This is a genomic window from Quisquiliibacterium sp. (genome assembly GCF_982640115.1).
The window spans coordinates 1-17196 of the sequence record NZ_CEXFHW010000079.1; the positions used below are offsets into that span (position 1 = coordinate 1).

Consider the following 17196-nt stretch of genomic DNA (forward strand, 5'->3'; position numbering starts at 1 on the left):
CGCCGGGGAACTCGATGGAGCCCGGCGCCACGCAGTTCACCCGCACGCCCTTGGCCGCCAGCGCCGCAGCCTGGGTGAGGGTGTACTGGATGAGCGCGGCCTTGACCGCGCCGTAGGGCGGCGTGCGCACCGAGGGCGTCAGGCCCGAGATGGACGAGATGTGCACCATCGACCCGCGCGAGGCCAGCAGGTGCGGCAGCGCGGTGTGCGAGGCGCGCACCGTGGCCATGAGGTCGACCGAGATGCTCGCCTCCCAGCCGGCCTCGTCATCGCTGCGGCCGAAGCCCGAGGCGTTGTTCACCAGCACATCGATGCCGCCGAGCGCTGCCGCGGCCGAGGCCACATAGCCGCGCACCGCGTCGCCATCGGCGAGGTCGCACACCGCGGCATGCACCGGGTGACCCAAGGCGGCGATCTCACGCTCGGTCTCGCGCAGCGCGGCCTCGCCGCGCGCGCAGATGGACACCGCCGCGCCGGCCTGCGCGAAACCCAGGGCGATGGCGCGGCCGATGCCGCGGCTGCCGCCGGCCACCACCACCCGCTTGCCGTTGAAGCTGATCTGCATGGAATGTCTCCTGGAAAAAAGGGGGAAGGACGGGCCTGGCGCAGGCGACGGGCGGAAGAGGCCGCTCAGCGCCAGCCCGGCTCGTCGCGGTCGAGCATGCGGATGACCGCCTGCATGAACAGGTCGCTCTGCTGGCGCTCCCCGGCGATCTGCGCCGCGGTGCGCGCGCATAGCGCCTCGGAGATCTCGTGCAGCGGCCGCCCGCCTGCCGCCTGGGTGGCGATCACCTGGTGCATGCAGGCGCGCTCGAGGTAGTAGAGATCGTCGAAGGCCCAGGCGATGCTCTGCCCCACCACCGTGACGCCGTGGCTGGCCATGAAGAGCACATCGGCGCCATTCAGGCCCGAAGCGATGCGCCGGCCCTCGGCGTCATCGAGCGCCAGGCCGTTGTAGGTGTCGTCGTAGGCCACTCGGCCGTGGAAGCGCAGCGTGTTCTGGTTGCACCAGGCCAGCCGCCCACCCTGCACCAGCGTGAGCGCCGTGGCGTAGGGCATGTGGGTGTGCAGCACCGCCCGCGCGTGCGGGTTGAGCCGGTGGATCCAGCTGTGGATGAAGAAGGCGGTGGGCTCGAGCGGATGCGGCCCGTCGAGCACCTGGCCAGCCCCGTTGATGAGCAGCACATCGGTGGGTCGCACCTCGCTCCAGTGCAGGCCCTGCGGATTGATGAGGTAGCGGTCGGGGGCGAGCTCCAGGCTGTAGTGGTTGCACACGCCCTCGTTCAGGCCCAGCCGCGCCGACCAGCGCAGGGCGGCGGCGATTTCGAGGCGACCGGTGGCAAGCGCCTGGGCATCGACACCTTGCAGGACGGCGGCAGAGACGGGCTGGTTCATGTCGGACCTCGACGGGTTGCGAATGCGTCAGATGACCTGGGCGGCGCGCAGCTGCGACAGGCGCTCGGCGGACAGCCCGAGCAGCGAGCCGAGCACGGCCTCGGTATGTTCGCCGAGCCGCGGCGGCGCCTGCAGCGGCGCGGGCGCGGCCGCCTGATCGAGCGGGCTGCGCACCAGCGGCACCGGCACGCCGGCCGGATGCGGCACCTGGCGCAGCGCGCCGCGATGCACCGCCTGCGGATCGGCGAAGAAGGCCGGGAAGTCGTTGATGGGCCCGCAGGGCACGCCCTCGGCCTGCAGCGCGGCCATCAGGTCGGCCATGGATCGGGTGCGGGTGACCTCGGCGACCGCGCCATGGACGAGTTCGCGGTTGGCCACCCGCAGGGGGTTGGTGGCCGCGCGCGGATCGGCCCGCAGGGCCGACAGGCCCAGCGCACGGCAAACCCCGGCGAACTGGGCGTCGTTGCCCGAGGCGATGATCAGCCGGCCGTCGGCCGCCGGAAACACCCCGGAGGGCGCGGCGATCGGGTTGTCGTTGCCCACGCGGGGCGCCTGGCGGCCGGTGATCGCCCAGCCGATGGACAAGGGCGAGGCGATGGCCGCCGCGCAATCGATCATGGCCATGTCGATGTGACGGCCCTCGCCGGTGATGCCCCGCTGCAGCAGCGCGCCCAGGATGGCCACCGCGGCATACAGGCCGGTGACCTGGTCGGTGAGCGGCACCGCGGTGCGCATGGGTTCGCCACCGGGCATGTCATCGCCGCGGCCGCAGGTGCTCATGATGCCGGTGAGGCCTTGCAGCACGAAGTCGTAGGCCGGCAGCGGCGCGTAGGGGCCATCGGGGCCGAAACCGTTGATCGAGCAGTAGATCAGCCGCGGGTTGATCGCGCGCAGCGAGGCGCTGTCCAGGCCGAAGCGCTGGAGGTTGCCGACCTTGTAGTTCTCGACGACCACATCGCAGACCGCGGCGAGTTCACGTACCAGGCCGGCGCCCTGATCGCTGGCGATGTCGACGGTGATGGAGCGCTTGTTGCGGTTGCAGGCGAGGTAGTAGGCGGCCTCGCCGGTGGGCTGGCCGTCGGCACCCACCAGCGGCGGGCCGATGCGGCGGGTGTCATCACCCTGGCCCGGGCGCTCGATCTTGATCACCTCGGCGCCGAGATCAGCCAGCACCTGGGTGCACCAGGGCCCGGAGACCACGCGGGTGAGGTCCAGCACCCGGATGGCATGAAGATCGGACAAGGGATTCCCCGGTTCGCGGAACGATGGCGGATAATCGCCGGCTCTGAACAACCGCTCGAAAGCATACACATCCGATGGCGCCCCTGGACAGCATTCATCCCGATATCCGCGACGGTGTGCGCGCGGTGTGCAACCAGTTCGACTCCGCCTACTGGCAGAAGATCGACCACGACCGGGCCTATCCCGAGGCCTTCGTCGACGCGCTCACCGGCGCCGGCTGGCTGGCTGCGCTCATCCCGCAGGAATACGGCGGCGCGGGCCTGGGCCTGTCGGAGGCCTCGGTGATCATGGAGGAGGTCAACCGCTGTGGCGGCAATGCCGGCGCCTGCCATGGCCAGATGTACAACATGGGCACGCTGCTGCGCCACGGCTCGCCCGAGCAGAAGCGCCGCTACCTGCCCGACATCGCCAGCGGCCGCCTGCGCCTGCAGTCCATGGGCGTCACCGAACCCACCACCGGCACCGACACCACCAACCTGAAGACCGTGGCACAGCGCCGCGGCGACCACTATGTGGTCAACGGCCAGAAGGTCTGGATCTCGCGTATCCAGCACTCCGACCTGATGATCCTGCTGGCGCGCACCACGCCGCTCGACCAGGTGGCGCGCAAGTCCGACGGCATGTCGATCTTCATCGTCGATCTGCACCAGTCGATCGGCAAGGGCATGACCGTGCGGCCGATCCCGAACATGGTCAACCACGAGACCAACGAGATCTTCTTCGACAACCTCGAGATCCCGGTCGAGAACCTCATCGGCGAGGAAGGCAAGGGTTTCAAGTACATCCTCGACGGCCTGAACGCCGAGCGCACCCTGATCGCCGCCGAGTGCATCGGCGACGGCTACTGGTTCGTCGACCGCGCCCGCAAGTACGCCAACGAACGGGTGGTGTTCGGCCGGCCGATCGGCCGCAACCAGGGCGTGCAGTTCCCGATCGCCGCCGACTACATCGAGATCGAGGCCGCCAACCTGATGCGCTTCCGGGCCTGCGACCTGTTCGACGCCGGCCAGCCCTGCGGCGCCGAGGCGAACATGGCCAAGTACCTTGCGGCCAAGGCCTCCTTCGAGGCGGCCAACAACTGCATCCAGACCCACGGCGGCTTCGGCTTCGCCTGCGAATACGATGTCGAGCGCAAGTTCCGCGAGACCCGCCTCTACCAGGTGGCGCCCATCTCCACCAACCTGATCCTGTCCTATGTCGCCGAGCATGTGCTCGGCATGCCGAGGTCGTTCTGATGGACGCGCCCGCCACGCCCCGGCCGCCTGCGGGGCCGCGGCCGCTCGACGGCATCCTGGTGGTGGCCCTGGAGCACGCGGTGGCCGCGCCGGTGTGCACCCGGCATCTTGCCGACCAGGGCGCCCGGGTGATCAAGATCGAGCGTCCTGGCGAGGGTGACTTCGCCCGCCGCTACGATCAGCGGGTCAAGGGCATGTCCTCGTACTTCGTGTGGGGCAACCGGTCCAAGGAAAGCCTCACGCTCGATGTCAAGGCGCCGCTTGGCAACGAGGCGCTGCGCCGGTTGCTGGCGCGCGCCGATGTGCTGGTGCAGAACCTCGCGCCGGGCGCGGTCGAGCGCCTGGGCTTCGGCCGCGAGCGGCTGGCCGGGCTCAATCCGCGGCTGATCACCTGCGACATCTCGGGCTACGGCGTGAACGGCCCCTACCGGGACCACAAGGCCTACGACATGATGATCCAGGCCGAGTCAGGACTGCTCTCGGTCACCGGCACGCCCGAGGCCATCGCCCGCACCGGGTTCTCGTCGGCCGACATCGGCGCCGGCCTCTATGCCTACTCGAGCATCATGGCCGCGCTGCTGCTGCGCGGCCGCACCGGCAAGGGCAGCCACATCGACCTCTCCATGTACGAGGCGCTCACCGAGCTCATCGGCAACCCCATCTACTACACCTACGAGGGCCAGCCGCCGGCGCCGCGTACCGGCGCCTTCCATCCCAGCGTGGTGCCTTACGGACCGTTCGCCGCCGGCGATGGCGGCCAGGTGATGATGGGCGTGCAGAACGAGCGCGAGTGGGTGGTGTTCTGCGAGAAGGCGCTGCATCGGCCCGAGCTGGCCACCGATCCGCGCTTCGCGAGCAACCTCGCCCGCACCGCCAACCGCGCCGCGCTCGAGGCGATCATCAGCGAGTGCTTCGCCTCGCTCGACACCGCCGGGCTGGAGGCGCGCCTGGCCCAGGCCAACATCGCCACCGGCCGCATCAACACGCCGGGCGAGTTCTGGCAGCACCCGCAGAACCTCGCCCGCAACCGGCTGCGCACCATCAGCTCGCCGGCCGGGCCGATCACCAGCTGGCTGCCGCCGGGCGTGTCGGACGCCTACGAGGCGCGCATGGACCCGGTGCCGGCATTGGGCGAGCACACCGGATCGGTGCTTGCCGAGCTGGGCTTTTCGACTGCCGAAGTGGCCGCCATGCGGGCCGACGGCATCGTCTGAGCGGCCGGCGGCCGGCTTGCGGGCCGGCCGCGTCGTCTGAACAGCCCGCAGCCGGCAAAGCCGCGCCCGGTCAGCCCTCGAGCTTGATGCCGGCGGCCTTGATCACCCGGGCGTTGCGGGCCACCTCGGCGTTGAGGAAGGCTGCGGTGTCCTCGGGGCTGCCCGAACCCGGGACGACGCCGGTGGCCTCGAGCTTCTCGCGCACCGCCGGCGAGGCCAGGATGCGGTTCACCTCGAGGTTGATGCGGTTGACGATCTCGCGCGGGGTCTTGGCCGGTGCGAGGATCATCGCCCAGGTGTTGGCAATGAAAGGCACGCCACTCTCGCCGAAGGTGGGGATGTCCGGATAGCCCGGCAGGCGCTTCTCGCTGCTCATGCCCAGCAGCTTGATCTTGCCGGCCTTGGCGTGCTGGACCATGGCCAGCGGCACATCGAAGAGCAGCTGGATCTGGCCGCCGATGAGGTCGGTGAGCGCGGGCTGCGTGCCCTTGTAGGGCACGAGCTGCATCTTCAGGCCATGGGTGGCCATGAACTGCTCCATGGCGAGGTGGGCGGCTGCGCCGATGCCGCTGGAGCCGAAGTTGAACTGGCCGGGGCGAGCCTTCACATAGGCGATCAGTTCGGCGGCGTTGTTCGGCGGGAAGGCCGTGTTGGCCGCGAGGATCAGCGGGGCCACGCCGCTCAGCGCCACCGGCGCCACATCATTGACTGCATCGAAGGCCATCTTCGCGTACAGCGAGGGATTGGCCGAGTGCGCCGCGATGACCGTGGTCAGCGTGTAGCCGTCAGGCGCCGAGCGGGCCATCATCTCGACGGCGATCATGCTGTTGGCGCCCGGCTTGTAGTCGAAGAGCACCGGCTGGCCCAGCGCGCGCGCCAGCGGCTCGCCCACCGTACGCGCCATGTTGTCGGTGAAGCCGCCCGGGGTGTAGCCCACCAGCATCCGGATCGGCTTGTTGGGCCAGCCGGCCTGGGCGTGGGCCGGCACAGCCGGCAAGGCGGCCAGGGCAGCCGCCGCGGGCAGGCCGAGCGCCAGGTCGCGGCGCCGCGCGGAGCGGGGAGCGCCAGGGGCGTCTGCCTGGAGAGGCACGCTGGCAGGAATCGGTGACTTGTCTGACATGGATCAACTCCGGGACGGGGACGGCGCAAGGCGCCTGCAACAGGCGCGGCGATAGAATGGTGCCATGAGCCCCGCCCGCGCCCCGGACACCAGCGACTCGCGCCGGGGCTTTGCCGCGGCGCTGCTGACGGTGGTGCTGGTCTTCGCGCAGCTGCTCTGGCCCTTCCTGCATGCGCATCAGGGCCCGCCCCTGACCAGCGGCTGGCATCTGCACACTGGCTGGCATCTGCACACCGGCACCCGGCTGCACGGCTCGGCGCAGGCCCGTCCCGAACCCGCGCAAGCGGCGTCGTCGATGGTCGCGCCGCAGGCGCGCCAGCACCCCCACGGATCGGAAACCGACGAGGTCGGCCCCGGTGCGGGCCTGCCGGGCGGTCGCGGGCTCACCGCCTGCACCGACGCCGCGCTCGCGCCACCGGCGGCCCAACCCGCCATGCCACGCCAGCGGGTGGCGATGCATGCCTGGGCAAGCGGCGAGCCCGCCGCGCCCGGCTCCCGGCGCCACCATGCCGCGGGCCTGCCCCCACCGCCGCACGCACCCCCCCGCACGCTCGCCTGACCTCCCTGAGGATCGCGCCCGGCGCGGTCCGGTCCGACGACGCCGTGCGCGCCGCTCATCCATGGCGCGCGGAGATCACAGCCATGGCCCGACTCCCCTTCTTCCACAGCCTGGCGGGATGCCTGCTGGCCCTTGGCCTGCCCTGCCTCGCGGCCGAGCCGCGATTGATCGCGCTCGACACCGTGCAGCAGTCTGCGCTGGGGCTTCGCCATGCGCCGGTGGCGCCCGCCCGCGACGCGGTGATCAGCCTGCCCGGCAGCGTGGTGGTGCCGCCCGCACGCCAGGTGGTGGTGGCCACGCCCCTGCCTGGCCTGCTCACCGAGCTGACGGTGTCGGTCGGCGACAAGGTGCGGGCCGGCGAGGTGCTCGCCCGGCTGAGCAGCCCGGCGCTGCTGGAGCTGCAGCGCTCCTACACCGCCGCGCAGGCCCAGCACGCACTGGCCGCCGACGCGCTCGGCCGCGACCAGCGTCTGCACGACGAGGGCGTCATCGCGCAGGCAAGACTGATCGCCACCCGCAGCCGGCTGCAGGAGGCACAGGCGCTGCTCGATGAGCGGCGCGGTCAGCTGCGCCTGGCCGGCGTGGCGCCCGACGCGCCGGCCCAGCCTGGCAGCGGCATGGCCAGCGTGGCCGCGCCGGTGGCCGGCGTGGTGCTCGAGACCCTGGCCGCGCGCGGCGAGCGCCTGGAGGCCGCAGCGCCGCTGCTGCGGCTGGCCCAGCTCGGCGAGCTCTGGCTGGAGCTGCAGGCCACGCCCGAGCGGGCCGCGCAGATCGCGCCCGGCCAGCGGGTGAGCTGGCCTGAGCGCGAGCTGCGCGCCCGCGTGATCTCGGTGGGTGCAGCGGTGGGCGCGGGCCAGACCGTGAGCGTGCGGGCGCTGATCGAGCAGGGCGCGGCCCGTGTGCGGCCGGGCGAACTGCTGCAGGCCCGGCTGAGCCTGGGTCTGCCGCGGCAGGCCGCCTGGCGGGTACCGCTCGCCGCCCTGGCGCGCCTGGGCGGACGCGACCTGGTCTTCGCGATGCGGCCCGGTGGCGTGATCGCGGTGCCGGTCACGGTGCATGGTCGCGATGACGAGTCCGCCATGGTCGAGGCGGCCCTGGGTGCCCAGGACCGGGTGGCGGTGAGCGCGATCGCCGCGCTCAAGGCGCTGGTCGCCGAGGCGGCGCCGTGATCGGCTGGCTGGTCGGACTGTCGCTGCGCCAGCCGCTGCTGGTGGTGGCCTTCACGCTGGCGCTGATCGGCGGCGGCTGGGCCGCCTGGCGCGGCCTGCCGATCGACGCGTTCCCCGACGTGTCCTCCACCCAGGTGAAGGTGATCATCAAGGCGCCGGGCATGACCCCGGAGGAGATCGAGCAGCGCATCACCACGCCGATCGAGCTCGAGATGCTCGGCATTCCACGCAAGCGCCTGGTGCGCTCGGTCTCGAAGTACGCCATCGCCGACATCACCGTCGACTTCGACGACGGCACCGATGTGTACTGGGCACGCCAGCAGGTGGCCGAGCGGCTGGGTGGCCTGATGCGCGAACTGCCGCCCGGTGCCTCGGGCGGCCTGGCGCCGCTGACCACGCCGCTGGGCGAGATGGTGATGTTCACCCTCGAAAGCGATCGCCATAGCCTGCAGGAGCGGCGCACCGTGCTCGACTGGACGATCCGCCCGGCGCTGCGCACCCTGCCCGGCGTGGCCGATGTCAACGCCCTGGGTGGCGAGGTGCGCAGCCTCGAGGTGGTGCCCGATCCGGCCTTGCTCAACGCCCGCGGCATCACGCTCGATGCCCTGCGCCAGGCCATGGTCGCAAACAACCGCAACGACGGCGCCGGCCGGCTGGTCGATGGCGAGGATGCGCTGCTGGTTCGGGTGGAGGGCAGCGTGCGCACGGCCGAAGACCTGCGCCAGACGGTGGTGCGCGCCGGGCCCGGTGCGCCGGTTCGCATCGCCGATGTCGCCGCGGTGCGCACCGGCAATGCCACCCGCTACGGCACGGTCACCGCCGATGGCCGCGGCGAGACCGTGCAGGGCCTGGTGCTCGGCCTGCGCGGCGCCAATGCCCGCGAGGTGGTGCGCGGCGTGCGCGAGCGCCTTGATCAGCTCGCACCCACCCTGCCAGAAGGCATGACCTTGCGAGTGTTCCTCGACCGCACCGAGCTGATCGACCGTGCGGTGGGCACGGTGGCGCGCGCCCTGGCCGAGGCCGTGGTGCTGGTGCTGGGCGTGCTGGTGCTGCTGCTGGGCAATCTGCGCGCGGCGCTGGTGGTGGCGATCAGCCTGCCCTTGTCGATCCTGGCGGCGATGCTGCTGATGCGTTGGGCCGGGCTGTCGGCCAACCTGATGAGCCTGGGCGGGCTGGCCATCGGCATCGGGCTGCTGGTGGATGCCGCGGTGGTGGTGGTGGAGCACGCCGCCACCCGGCTGGCGCAGGCCCGGCCTGAGGCCGGCCGCGCCACGATCGTGCGCGAGGCGGTGGCCGAGGTGGCCACGCCGGTGCTGGCCGGCATCGCGATCATCGCGGTGGTGTTCCTGCCCCTGCTCACGCTCGAAGGCCTGGAGGGCAAGCTCTTCAGCCCGGTGGCGCTGACCATCGTCTTCGCGCTGGCCGGATCGCTCGCGCTCGCCTTCACGCTGGTGCCGGTGCTGTGCGTGGCGCTGCTGCGGCCGGGGGCGCATGCCGAGCCCTGGCTGGTGGCGCGCAGCCGCGCGGGCTACGCGAGGCTGCTCGACACGGTGCTGGCGCGACCGCTGCCGGTGGTCGTGCTGGCCCTGGGCCTGCTGGCGGGCGCGGCGGCGGTGCTGCCCACGATCGGCCGCAGCTTCATGCCCACGCTCGACGAGGGCAGCCTGATCGTGCAGCTGCAGAAGTCCACCTCGATCAGCCTCGAGGAGAGCGCCGCCACCGATCTGCGCATCCAGCAGGCGCTGCTCGCCGACATTCCGGAGATCAGCGCCGTGATCTCGCGTGCCGGCTCCGATGACCTCGGCCTCGACCCCATGGGCCTGAACGAATCCGACCTGTTCCTGGTGCTCGTCCCGCGCGAGCGCTGGCGCGGCGACAAGGCGGCGCTGCAGGACGCCATCCGCACGGTGCTGCAGCGCTTCCCGGGCGTGGCGCACGGCTTCACCCAGCCGATCGAGATGCGGGTGTCCGAGATGCTCACCGGCAGCCGCGGCGATCTCGCCCTGAAGGTCTTCGGCCCGGAGCTGGCGGCCAATCAGGCGCTCGCCCAGCGCATCGCCGAACGGCTGCGCGGCCTGCCCGGTGCGCGCGATGTCATGACCGCACGCCACGAGGGCCTGCGTTACCTCGCGGTGCGCATCGACCGTGCCGCCGCCGGCCGGGCCGGCTTCACGGTGGACGCGCTGCAGGACCGGCTGCGCGCGCAGCTCGAGGGCGAGCCGGTGGGCCTGGTGCTGGAGTCGGGCCGGCGGGTGCCGCTGCTGCTGCGCGGCGCCGACGACATCCGCGGCTCGCCGCAGGCCTTCGGTGAGCTGCTGCTCACCGCCCCCGATGGCCATGCATGGCCGATCGGCCGGCTGGCCCGGCTGGAGCAGACCGAAGGTCCGGTGCGCATCGACCACGAGAACGCCAGCCGGTTCTCGATGGTGCAGGTGGCCGTCGAGGGACGCGACCTCGCCGGCTTCGTGCAGGAGGCGCAGGCGCTGGTCGCCCGCGAGGAGCGGCTCGCCCCGGGCATGCGGCTGCTGTGGGGCGGCCAGTTCGAGAACCAGCAGCGTGCCACCGCGCGGCTGGCGATCGTGCTGCCGGTCTCGCTCGGGCTGATCTTCCTGCTGCTGGTGCTCAGCCTGGGATCGATGCGCCAGGCGCTGCTGGTGCTCGCCAATGTGCCCTTCGCGGCGGTGGGCGGCGTGCTGGCGCTGTGGATCAGCGGCGAGTACCTCTCGGTACCGGCCTCGGTGGGCTTCATCGCCCTGCTGGGCATCGCGGTGCTCAATGGCCTGGTGATGATCACCCAGTTCAACCAGCTCCTTGCCCAGGGGCTGCCGCTGAGCGCGAGCGTGCGCGAGGGTGCGCTGCGCCGCCTGCGACCGGTGCTCATGACCGCGGCGATCACCGCGCTGGGCATGGTGCCGCTGCTGCTGGCCACCGGCCCCGGCTCGGAGATCCAGCGGCCGCTGGCGGTGGTGGTCACCGGCGGGCTGGTCAGCGCCACCCTGCTCACCCTGGTGCTGATGCCGATGCTGTTCGCCCGATTCGGCCGGGCGCGGTCTGACTCCGGGGCGGGTGGAGAGCCTCGTGCCGACGCGCCCTGAGCATCGCCAGGAACGCGGCAGTCTCTGCGCGGCACGCACTGGGGCTTTCGCCTCGGCCAGGAGGCCGAGCCAGGGGCGCGCCTGATGCGACGGCCGCGGCTTATGCTGGGCGGCATGAGCTTCCGCAACGCGCGCTCGTCGCGCTTCCTTCAACGGCCCTCGCAAGGGCACGCACCCTGGCCGTCGCCCTGGCTCCTGGCGGGCGCGGACAAAGGCGCGGATAAAGGCGCGGACGTGGGCGCGGACGCGGACGCGGGCAAGGGAACGAGCACCCTTGCATCACGCCCTGCGCCGCCGCGCCGCCTGGCCTGCGCGCTGGCCAGCATCGTGCTGCTCGCCGCCTGCGGCCCACGCCTGCCCGAGGCCGAGCCCGCCGACACCCCCGGCCGGCCTCGGCTGGATGGCGTGGCCGATGGCGACTCCTTCTGGCTGCGCGGCGCCGGCGGCGAGCGTGTCGCGGTACGGGTGGCCGGCATCGACGCCCCCGAGAAAGACCAGCCCCATGCCGACGAGGCCCGCGACGCGCTCACCCGCCTGCTCGCCGCGCCAGGCCTGGTGGTGGAGCCCTTCAAGACCGACCCCTATGGCAGGCAGGTGGCCCGCGTGCGCGCCGGCGGCCAGGATGTCGCCCTGGCCATGGTCAGGGCCGGGCTCGCCTGGCACTTCGTGCGTTATGCCGCCGACCAGACCGCAGCGGAGCGCGAGCAATACGCCCGCGCCGAACGCGAGGCCCGGGCGGCGCGCCGCGGCCTGTGGGCCGACCCGCATCCGCAGCCGCCCTGGGCCCACCGCCAGCGTCAGCGGCCCTGAGCCTGGTTGTCCGCGTCAGCGACCCTGAGCCCCGTTGCCGCCGGCCAGTCGCCGGCGCAGCGTCTCGTAGAGCACCACGCCGGCGGCCACCGACACATTCAGGCTCGACACCCTGCCCACCATCGGGATGCTCACCAGCGCATCGCAACGCTCGCGGGTGAGACGGCGCAGGCCCTTGCCCTCGGCGCCAAGCACCCAGGCCACCGCCGGCGGGATGTCGGCCTCGAACACCGTGGCATCCGTGCCATCGGCCGTACCGATCACCGTGATGCCCCGCTCCTGAAGCTCGTCGATCGTGCGGGCGAGGTTGGTCACCATCAGGTAGGGCACGCTCTCGGCCGCGCCCGAGGCGGTCTGCACCGCGGCCTCGGTGAGCGGGCAGGCGTGGTCCTTGGGCGCGATCACCGCATGCACCCCGGCGCCATCGGCCACCCGCAGACAGGCGCCGAGGTTGCGCGGATCGGTGACACCATCGAGCAGCAGCAGCAGCGGCGCGGCCTGCGCATCGAGCACCGCCTCGAGGCTCTCGGCCAGCGGCTCGGCGGCCTGCGCGCGCAGCATCACGCCCTGGTGCCGGCGCCCCGGGCACAGCGCCTCGATGCGGGCCATGTCCTCGGCCACCACCGGCACGCCCAGCGCGCGGGCGCGCTCGAGCAGTTCACGCATGCGGGCATCGCCGCGGCGCTGCGCGACATGCAGGGCGACCAGGCCGCCGCCGCCACGGGCCAGACGCGCTGCCACGGCATGAAACCCCCAGAGCAGCGCGCCCGCGCTGTCGGCGGCGCTCATTTGCGCTTGCGCCGCTTGGCGGCCTTGCCGCCGGCCGCGGGCGGTCGGGGTGCGGCCTTGCGCGCCGCGAGGCGGGCACTGCGGGCGAGTTCGATGCGCTCGGACTTGGCCGGTGCCGCCTTGCGCGGCGCGGCGGCCTCGCGCGGCCCTGCCGGCCGGCCGGCAGCGATCACCTCCTTGTAGCCGGCCTTCTGCACCAGGCGGAACTCGATGCGGCGCGCTTCGAGGTCCACCCGCGAAACCTGCACATGCAGTTCGTCGGTGAGCCGGAAACGCCGGCCGGTGCGTTCGCCACGCAGCTCATGGGCGGCCTCGTTGTACTGGAAGTACTCGGTGCCCAGTTCGGAGACATGCACCATGCCCTCGACGAAGAGATCGAGCAGGGTGACGAACACGCCGAAGGGCGCCACGCCGGTGATGCGCCCCACGAACTGCTCGCCCACGCGCTCGCGCATGTACTGGCTCTTGAGCCATGCGGCGACATCGCGCGAGGCCTCGTCGGCGCGGCGCTCGTTGGCCGAGCAGAGCATGCCGTGCTGCTCCCAGTGCTCGACCACATGCGGGCCATCGGCGCGACGCCGGGCGCGCGGGGCAGGCGCGGCCTCCTCCTCATCGGCGCCTGGCGGGCGCGGCAGATAACGCTCGCCCCGCAGCAGCGCCTTGATCACCCGGTGGGTGAGGAGGTCGGGGTAGCGACGGATCGGCGAAGTGAAGTGCGAGTAGGCCTCGTAGGCCAGGCCGAAGTGGCCGCTGTTGTGCGGCGAGTAGATCGCCTGCTGCATCGAGCGCAGCATCATCTGCTGCAGCAGCAGCGCGTCGGGGCGCGGCCGCACCTGCGCGGCCAGCTCGGCATAGTCGGCCGGGGCAGGGTTCTCGCCGCCGCCCAGCGACAGACCCACCGTGCGCAGGAACTCGCGCAGGTTGGTCAGGCGCTCGGGCGTGGGCCCCTCGTGCACCCGGTAAAGGCCGGCATGACGGCTGCGCTTCATGAAGTCGGCGGCGCAGACATTGGCGGCGAGCATGCACTCCTCGATCAGGCGATGGGCGTCGTTGCGCACCATGGCCACGATCCGCTCGATGCGGCCGACCTCGTTGCAGACGATGCGCGTCTCCACCGAATCGAACTCCACCGCGCCGCGCGACTCGCGCTGGCGCAGCAGCACGCGGAACAGGTCGTGCAGGTGCTGCAGCTGGGTCACCAGCGGCGCGCGACGGCGGATGGCCTGCGCATCGCGGCCGGAAAGGATGCCCCAGACCTCGTCGTAGGTGAGCCGTGCCGCCGAGTGCATCACCGCTTCGTAGAACTGGTAGGCGCGGATCTCGCCGGCGGCCGAGATGACCATGTCGCAGACCAGCACCAGTCGGTCGACCTCGGGGTTGAGCGAGCACAGCCCGTTGGAGATCTTCTCGGGCAGCATCGGGATCACCCGGCGCGGGAAATACACCGAGGTGGAGCGGCGCACCGCCTCACGATCGAGCGCATCACCCCCGGCCACATAGTGCGCGACATCGGCGATTGCCACGATCAGCCGGTGACCGGCCTTGCGGCCCTCGCCATGCGGCTCGCAGTAGACCGCGTCATCGAAGTCGCGTGCGTCTTCGCCGTCGATGGTGACCAGCGGCACATCGCGCAGGTCTACCCGGCCGCGCAGATCGGCGGCGCGCACGGTGGCCGGCAGCGCGGCGGCCGCAGCGAGCGTGTCGGGCGGGAACTCGTGCGGCACATCGAACTTGCGCACCGCGATCTCGATCTCCATGCCGGGATCGTCGATCTCGCCGAGCACCTCGATCACCCGGCCGATCGGCGCGGCATGGCCCGAGGGCGGATCGACGATCTCCACCGTGACCACCTGACCGGGCCGCGCCGGGCCGGCGTCACCGGGCGGGATCAGGATGTCGTGCTTGATGCGCTGGTCTTCGGGAACGACGATGCACACGCCGCGCTCCGACAGGAAGCGGCCCACCAGCCGCCGGTGCGCGCGGTCGGTGACCTCGACGATCGCGCCCTCGGGCCGGCCGCGATTGTCGAAGCCCACCCGTTTGACCAGCACCCGGTCGCCGTGCATGGCCTTCTGCATCTCGCGGGGGCTGAGGAACAGGTCCTGGCCGCCGGCATCGGGGATGAGAAAGCCGAAGCCATCGCGATGACCCTGCACACGGCCGGGCACCAGATCGAGCTTGCTGGCGATCAGCAGCACGCCCTTGCGGTTGGGCATCAGCTGGCCGTCGCGCTCCATGGCCGCCAGGCGGCGCGAGAGCGCGTCCTGGTGCGCAGGCGGCACGGCCAGACGCAGCGCAAGTTCCTGCGGGGTGAGCGGCGCATCGGCGGTGCGCAGGCTCTCGAGAATGTCGTCGCGGGTGGGCAGCACCCACGCGGGGTCGGTCATGGCTTCATTCCTGGGCACGCCCGCGGGCGAGGCATCGGGCTCCGGCGAAGCCGGGGCGATTTGACAAATCCTGTCGGTACTTTAGACTTCTCTTCTTCTGTGCGGCAGCACTGTCGGCGCAGAAATGCCCAGATGGCGGAATTGGTAGACGCACTAGGTTCAGGTCCTAGCGGTGGCAACACTGTGGAGGTTCGAGTCCTCTTCTGGGCACCAAATTCAAGGCCTGCGCAAGCAGGCCTTTTCCTTTTGTGGTGCCCGGAAAGCAGAGCCCAGCGGCTCTGCGTGAGGACAGTACCCGGGCACCAACGCAAAGGCCTGCATTCGCAGGCCTTTTTCATGGCGGCACCCCTGCTCACATGCCCCATCGGGTCTTGAGGTCACTGGGACGCATGTGGTCGTATTCCTCGAAGGGCTGGTGGATCCAGGGGTTGGTGGGCAGGTACTCGATGTAGTAGTCGGGTTCGGCCACCGAGGCGCCCTTGCGCCAGACCACGGCGGAACGCACCTCCTGCACCTGCGGAAATCGCTGCTTGAGCGCGGGGATCACCTCCACCAGCGTGCCGCCGGAATCGACCAGGTCATCGGCGAGCAGCCAGCGGCTGCCCGGCAGGGGCGTGGCGCTCGACATGTGCTCGGCAATCATCAGCCGGCTCTGCGTGGTGCCGGCGTTCTCACGGTAGGAACTGGTGAACAGCACGCCCAGCGGCCGGTCGAAGATGCGCGAGAGCACATCGCCCACCCGCAGCCCGCCGCGGGCAAGACACACGATGGCGTCGAACTGCCAGGCCGAGTCATAGATGCGGATGGCGAGCTTCTCGATCAGCCGGTTGTACTCGTCCCAGGAGACATACAGGTCTTTCATGTGGCCTTCCGGTCTGGTTGGACAGCGGGGCTTCGCTCAGGCGAAGGGATGACGGATGAGGATGGTCTCGTCGCGGTCGGGGCCGGTGGAGACGAGATCGATCGGCGCGCCCACCGCCTGCGCCAGGCGCTCTAGGTAACGCCGGGCATTGAGCGGCAGCGCATCCCACTGGCGCACACCGGCGGTGGTGCCGCTCCAGCCAGGCATCTCCTCGAACACCGGTTCGAGGTGCTCGACCGCATCGGCGCCGAAGGGCAGCAGGTCGATGGTGGGCTCGCCCGGGCCGCTGCCCTTGCTGCGGTAGCCCACGCACAGTTTGACCAGCGGCAGACCGTCGAGCACATCGAGCTTGGTCACGCAAAGGCCGCTCACGCCGTTGAGCTGGATGGAGCGCTTGAGCGCAGGTGCGTCGAACCAGCCGGTACGCCGCGGCCGGCCGGTGACGGCGCCGAACTCCTTGCCCACCGACGCGAGATGGCGGCCCATGTCGTCGAAGAGCTCGGTGGGGAACGGCCCGGAACCCACCCGGGTGGTGTAGGCCTTGGTGATGCCCAGCACATAGTGCAGCGACTGCGGCCCGACCCCGGCGCCCGCGGCGGCCGCACCGGCCACGCAGTTGCTGCTGGTGACATAGGGATAGGTGCCGTGATCGACATCGAGCAGCGCGCCCTGCGCACCCTCGAAAAGCAGGCTCTCGCCACGGGCCATCGACTCGGCGAGCTCGCGCGGCACATCGGCCACCATCGGCGCGAGCCGATCGGCCAGGGCGAGCGCATCGTCGGCCACCTTGTCGGGCGAAAGCGGCGCGGCCTTCAGGTGATGCTCGAGCACGAAATTGTGCAGCTCGAGCGCCTCGGCCACCCGCTCGCGCAGGCGCGCCGGAGAAAACAGGTCCTGCACCCGCACCGCACGGCGCGCGACCTTGTCCTCGTAGGCCGGGCCGATGCCGCGGCCGGTGGTGCCGATCTTGGCGTCGCCGCGGCGCGCCTCGCGGGCGCGGTCGATGGCGACGTGGTAAGGCAGGATCAGCGGGCAGGCGTTGCTCACCCGCAGGCGGTCGCGCACCGACACGCCGGCCGCCTCGAGCTCGGCAATCTCGGCGAGCAGCGCATCGGGCGACAGCACCACGCCGTTGCCGATGTAGCACAGCGTGGCGGGCCGCAGCATGCCCGACGGAATCAGCCGCAGCACCTGCTTCCTGCCGCCGATCACCAGCGTGTGCCCGGCGTTGTGCCCACCCTGGAAGCGGACCACGCCCTGCGCCTGCTCGGTGAGCCAGTCGACGACCTTGCCCTTGCCCTCGTCACCCCACTGAGTGC

The 17196-nt window shown here is 71.5% G+C and carries 14 protein-coding genes and 1 tRNA gene; 7 read left to right on the top strand and 8 right to left on the bottom strand.

Features of this window, described 5'->3' with window-relative positions; genetic code table 11:
• From AC2H6A_RS10545 to AC2H6A_RS10555, 3 genes are all read right to left on the bottom strand, one after another.
• On the bottom strand, positions 1-565 hold a 565-nt coding region (locus tag AC2H6A_RS10545; RefSeq protein ID WP_484273296.1), incomplete at its 3' end, for an SDR family NAD(P)-dependent oxidoreductase.
• Positions 566-630: 65 nt separating this feature from the next.
• Positions 631-1395: an aldolase gene (locus AC2H6A_RS10550; RefSeq protein ID WP_484273298.1), complete on the bottom strand. Its 765-nt coding sequence runs from the start codon at positions 1393-1395 to the stop codon at positions 631-633.
• Between the two features lie 27 nt (positions 1396-1422).
• Positions 1423-2637 (bottom strand): CaiB/BaiF CoA transferase family protein, encoded by a 1215-nt coding sequence (locus AC2H6A_RS10555; RefSeq protein WP_484273299.1) that lies wholly within the window; start codon positions 2635-2637, stop codon positions 1423-1425.
• Positions 2638-2711: 74 nt separating this feature from the next.
• Here AC2H6A_RS10555 and AC2H6A_RS10560 point away from each other — a divergent pair, with 74 nt between their 5' ends.
• Complete coding sequence (locus tag AC2H6A_RS10560; RefSeq protein ID WP_484273300.1) at positions 2712-3872, top strand: acyl-CoA dehydrogenase family protein; 1161 nt, start codon at positions 2712-2714, stop codon at positions 3870-3872.
• The gene (locus AC2H6A_RS10565; RefSeq protein ID WP_484273302.1) at positions 3872-5086 is read left to right on the top strand and encodes a CaiB/BaiF CoA transferase family protein; all 1215 of its coding nucleotides are present in this window, start codon (positions 3872-3874) and stop codon (positions 5084-5086) included. Before AC2H6A_RS10560 ends, AC2H6A_RS10565 begins: the two co-directional genes overlap by 1 nt.
• A 70-nt stretch (positions 5087-5156) precedes the next feature.
• Here AC2H6A_RS10565 and AC2H6A_RS10570 read toward each other — a convergent pair whose 3' ends face one another.
• Positions 5157-6206, bottom strand: a complete 1050-nt coding sequence (locus AC2H6A_RS10570) for a tripartite tricarboxylate transporter substrate binding protein (RefSeq protein WP_484273304.1) — start codon at positions 6204-6206, stop codon at positions 5157-5159.
• 64 nt (positions 6207-6270) lie between these two features.
• Here AC2H6A_RS10570 and AC2H6A_RS10575 point away from each other — a divergent pair, with 64 nt between their 5' ends.
• The 4 genes from AC2H6A_RS10575 (at position 6271) to AC2H6A_RS10590 (ending at position 11839) form a co-directional block, all read left to right on the top strand.
• Positions 6271-6765 (top strand): hypothetical protein, encoded by a 495-nt coding sequence (locus AC2H6A_RS10575; protein ID WP_484273306.1) that lies wholly within the window; start codon positions 6271-6273, stop codon positions 6763-6765.
• A gap of 83 nt (positions 6766-6848) precedes the next feature.
• Complete coding sequence (locus AC2H6A_RS10580; RefSeq protein ID WP_484273308.1) at positions 6849-7934, top strand: efflux RND transporter periplasmic adaptor subunit; 1086 nt, start codon at positions 6849-6851, stop codon at positions 7932-7934.
• Positions 7931-11029: an efflux RND transporter permease subunit gene (locus AC2H6A_RS10585; RefSeq protein ID WP_484273309.1), complete on the top strand. Its 3099-nt coding sequence runs from the start codon at positions 7931-7933 to the stop codon at positions 11027-11029. Before AC2H6A_RS10580 ends, AC2H6A_RS10585 begins: the two co-directional genes overlap by 4 nt.
• A 234-nt stretch (positions 11030-11263) precedes the next feature.
• A complete protein-coding gene (locus tag AC2H6A_RS10590) occupies positions 11264-11839 on the top strand; it encodes a thermonuclease family protein (protein ID WP_484273311.1) in 576 nt (191 codons plus the stop codon).
• A gap of 15 nt (positions 11840-11854) precedes the next feature.
• Here the strand turns inward: AC2H6A_RS10590 and rlmB are convergent, their stop codons facing one another.
• Both rlmB and rnr read right to left on the bottom strand, forming a co-directional pair.
• A complete protein-coding gene (gene rlmB / locus AC2H6A_RS10595) occupies positions 11855-12628 on the bottom strand; it encodes a 23S rRNA (guanosine(2251)-2'-O)-methyltransferase RlmB (RefSeq protein ID WP_484273313.1) in 774 nt (257 codons plus the stop codon).
• Positions 12625-15015, bottom strand: coding sequence for a ribonuclease R (rnr, locus tag AC2H6A_RS10600; RefSeq protein WP_484273315.1), 2391 nt, complete (start codon positions 15013-15015; stop codon positions 12625-12627). Before rnr ends, rlmB begins: the two co-directional genes overlap by 4 nt.
• A gap of 126 nt (positions 15016-15141) precedes the next feature.
• Between rnr and AC2H6A_RS10605 the strand changes: the two genes are divergently transcribed.
• Positions 15142-15228 (top strand) — tRNA-Leu (locus AC2H6A_RS10605).
• Positions 15229-15367: 139 nt separating this feature from the next.
• On the opposite strand, the gene AC2H6A_RS10610 is transcribed toward AC2H6A_RS10605, so the two are convergent.
• Positions 15368-15877 carry a phosphoribosyltransferase gene (locus AC2H6A_RS10610; RefSeq protein ID WP_484273317.1) on the bottom strand — a complete coding sequence of 170 codons (510 nt, stop codon included), beginning with the start codon at positions 15875-15877 and terminating at the stop codon, positions 15368-15370.
• Positions 15878-15913: 36 nt separating this feature from the next.
• Positions 15914-17196: adenylosuccinate synthase (locus tag AC2H6A_RS10615; protein ID WP_484273319.1), on the bottom strand; the 1283-nt coding region annotated here is incomplete at its 5' end.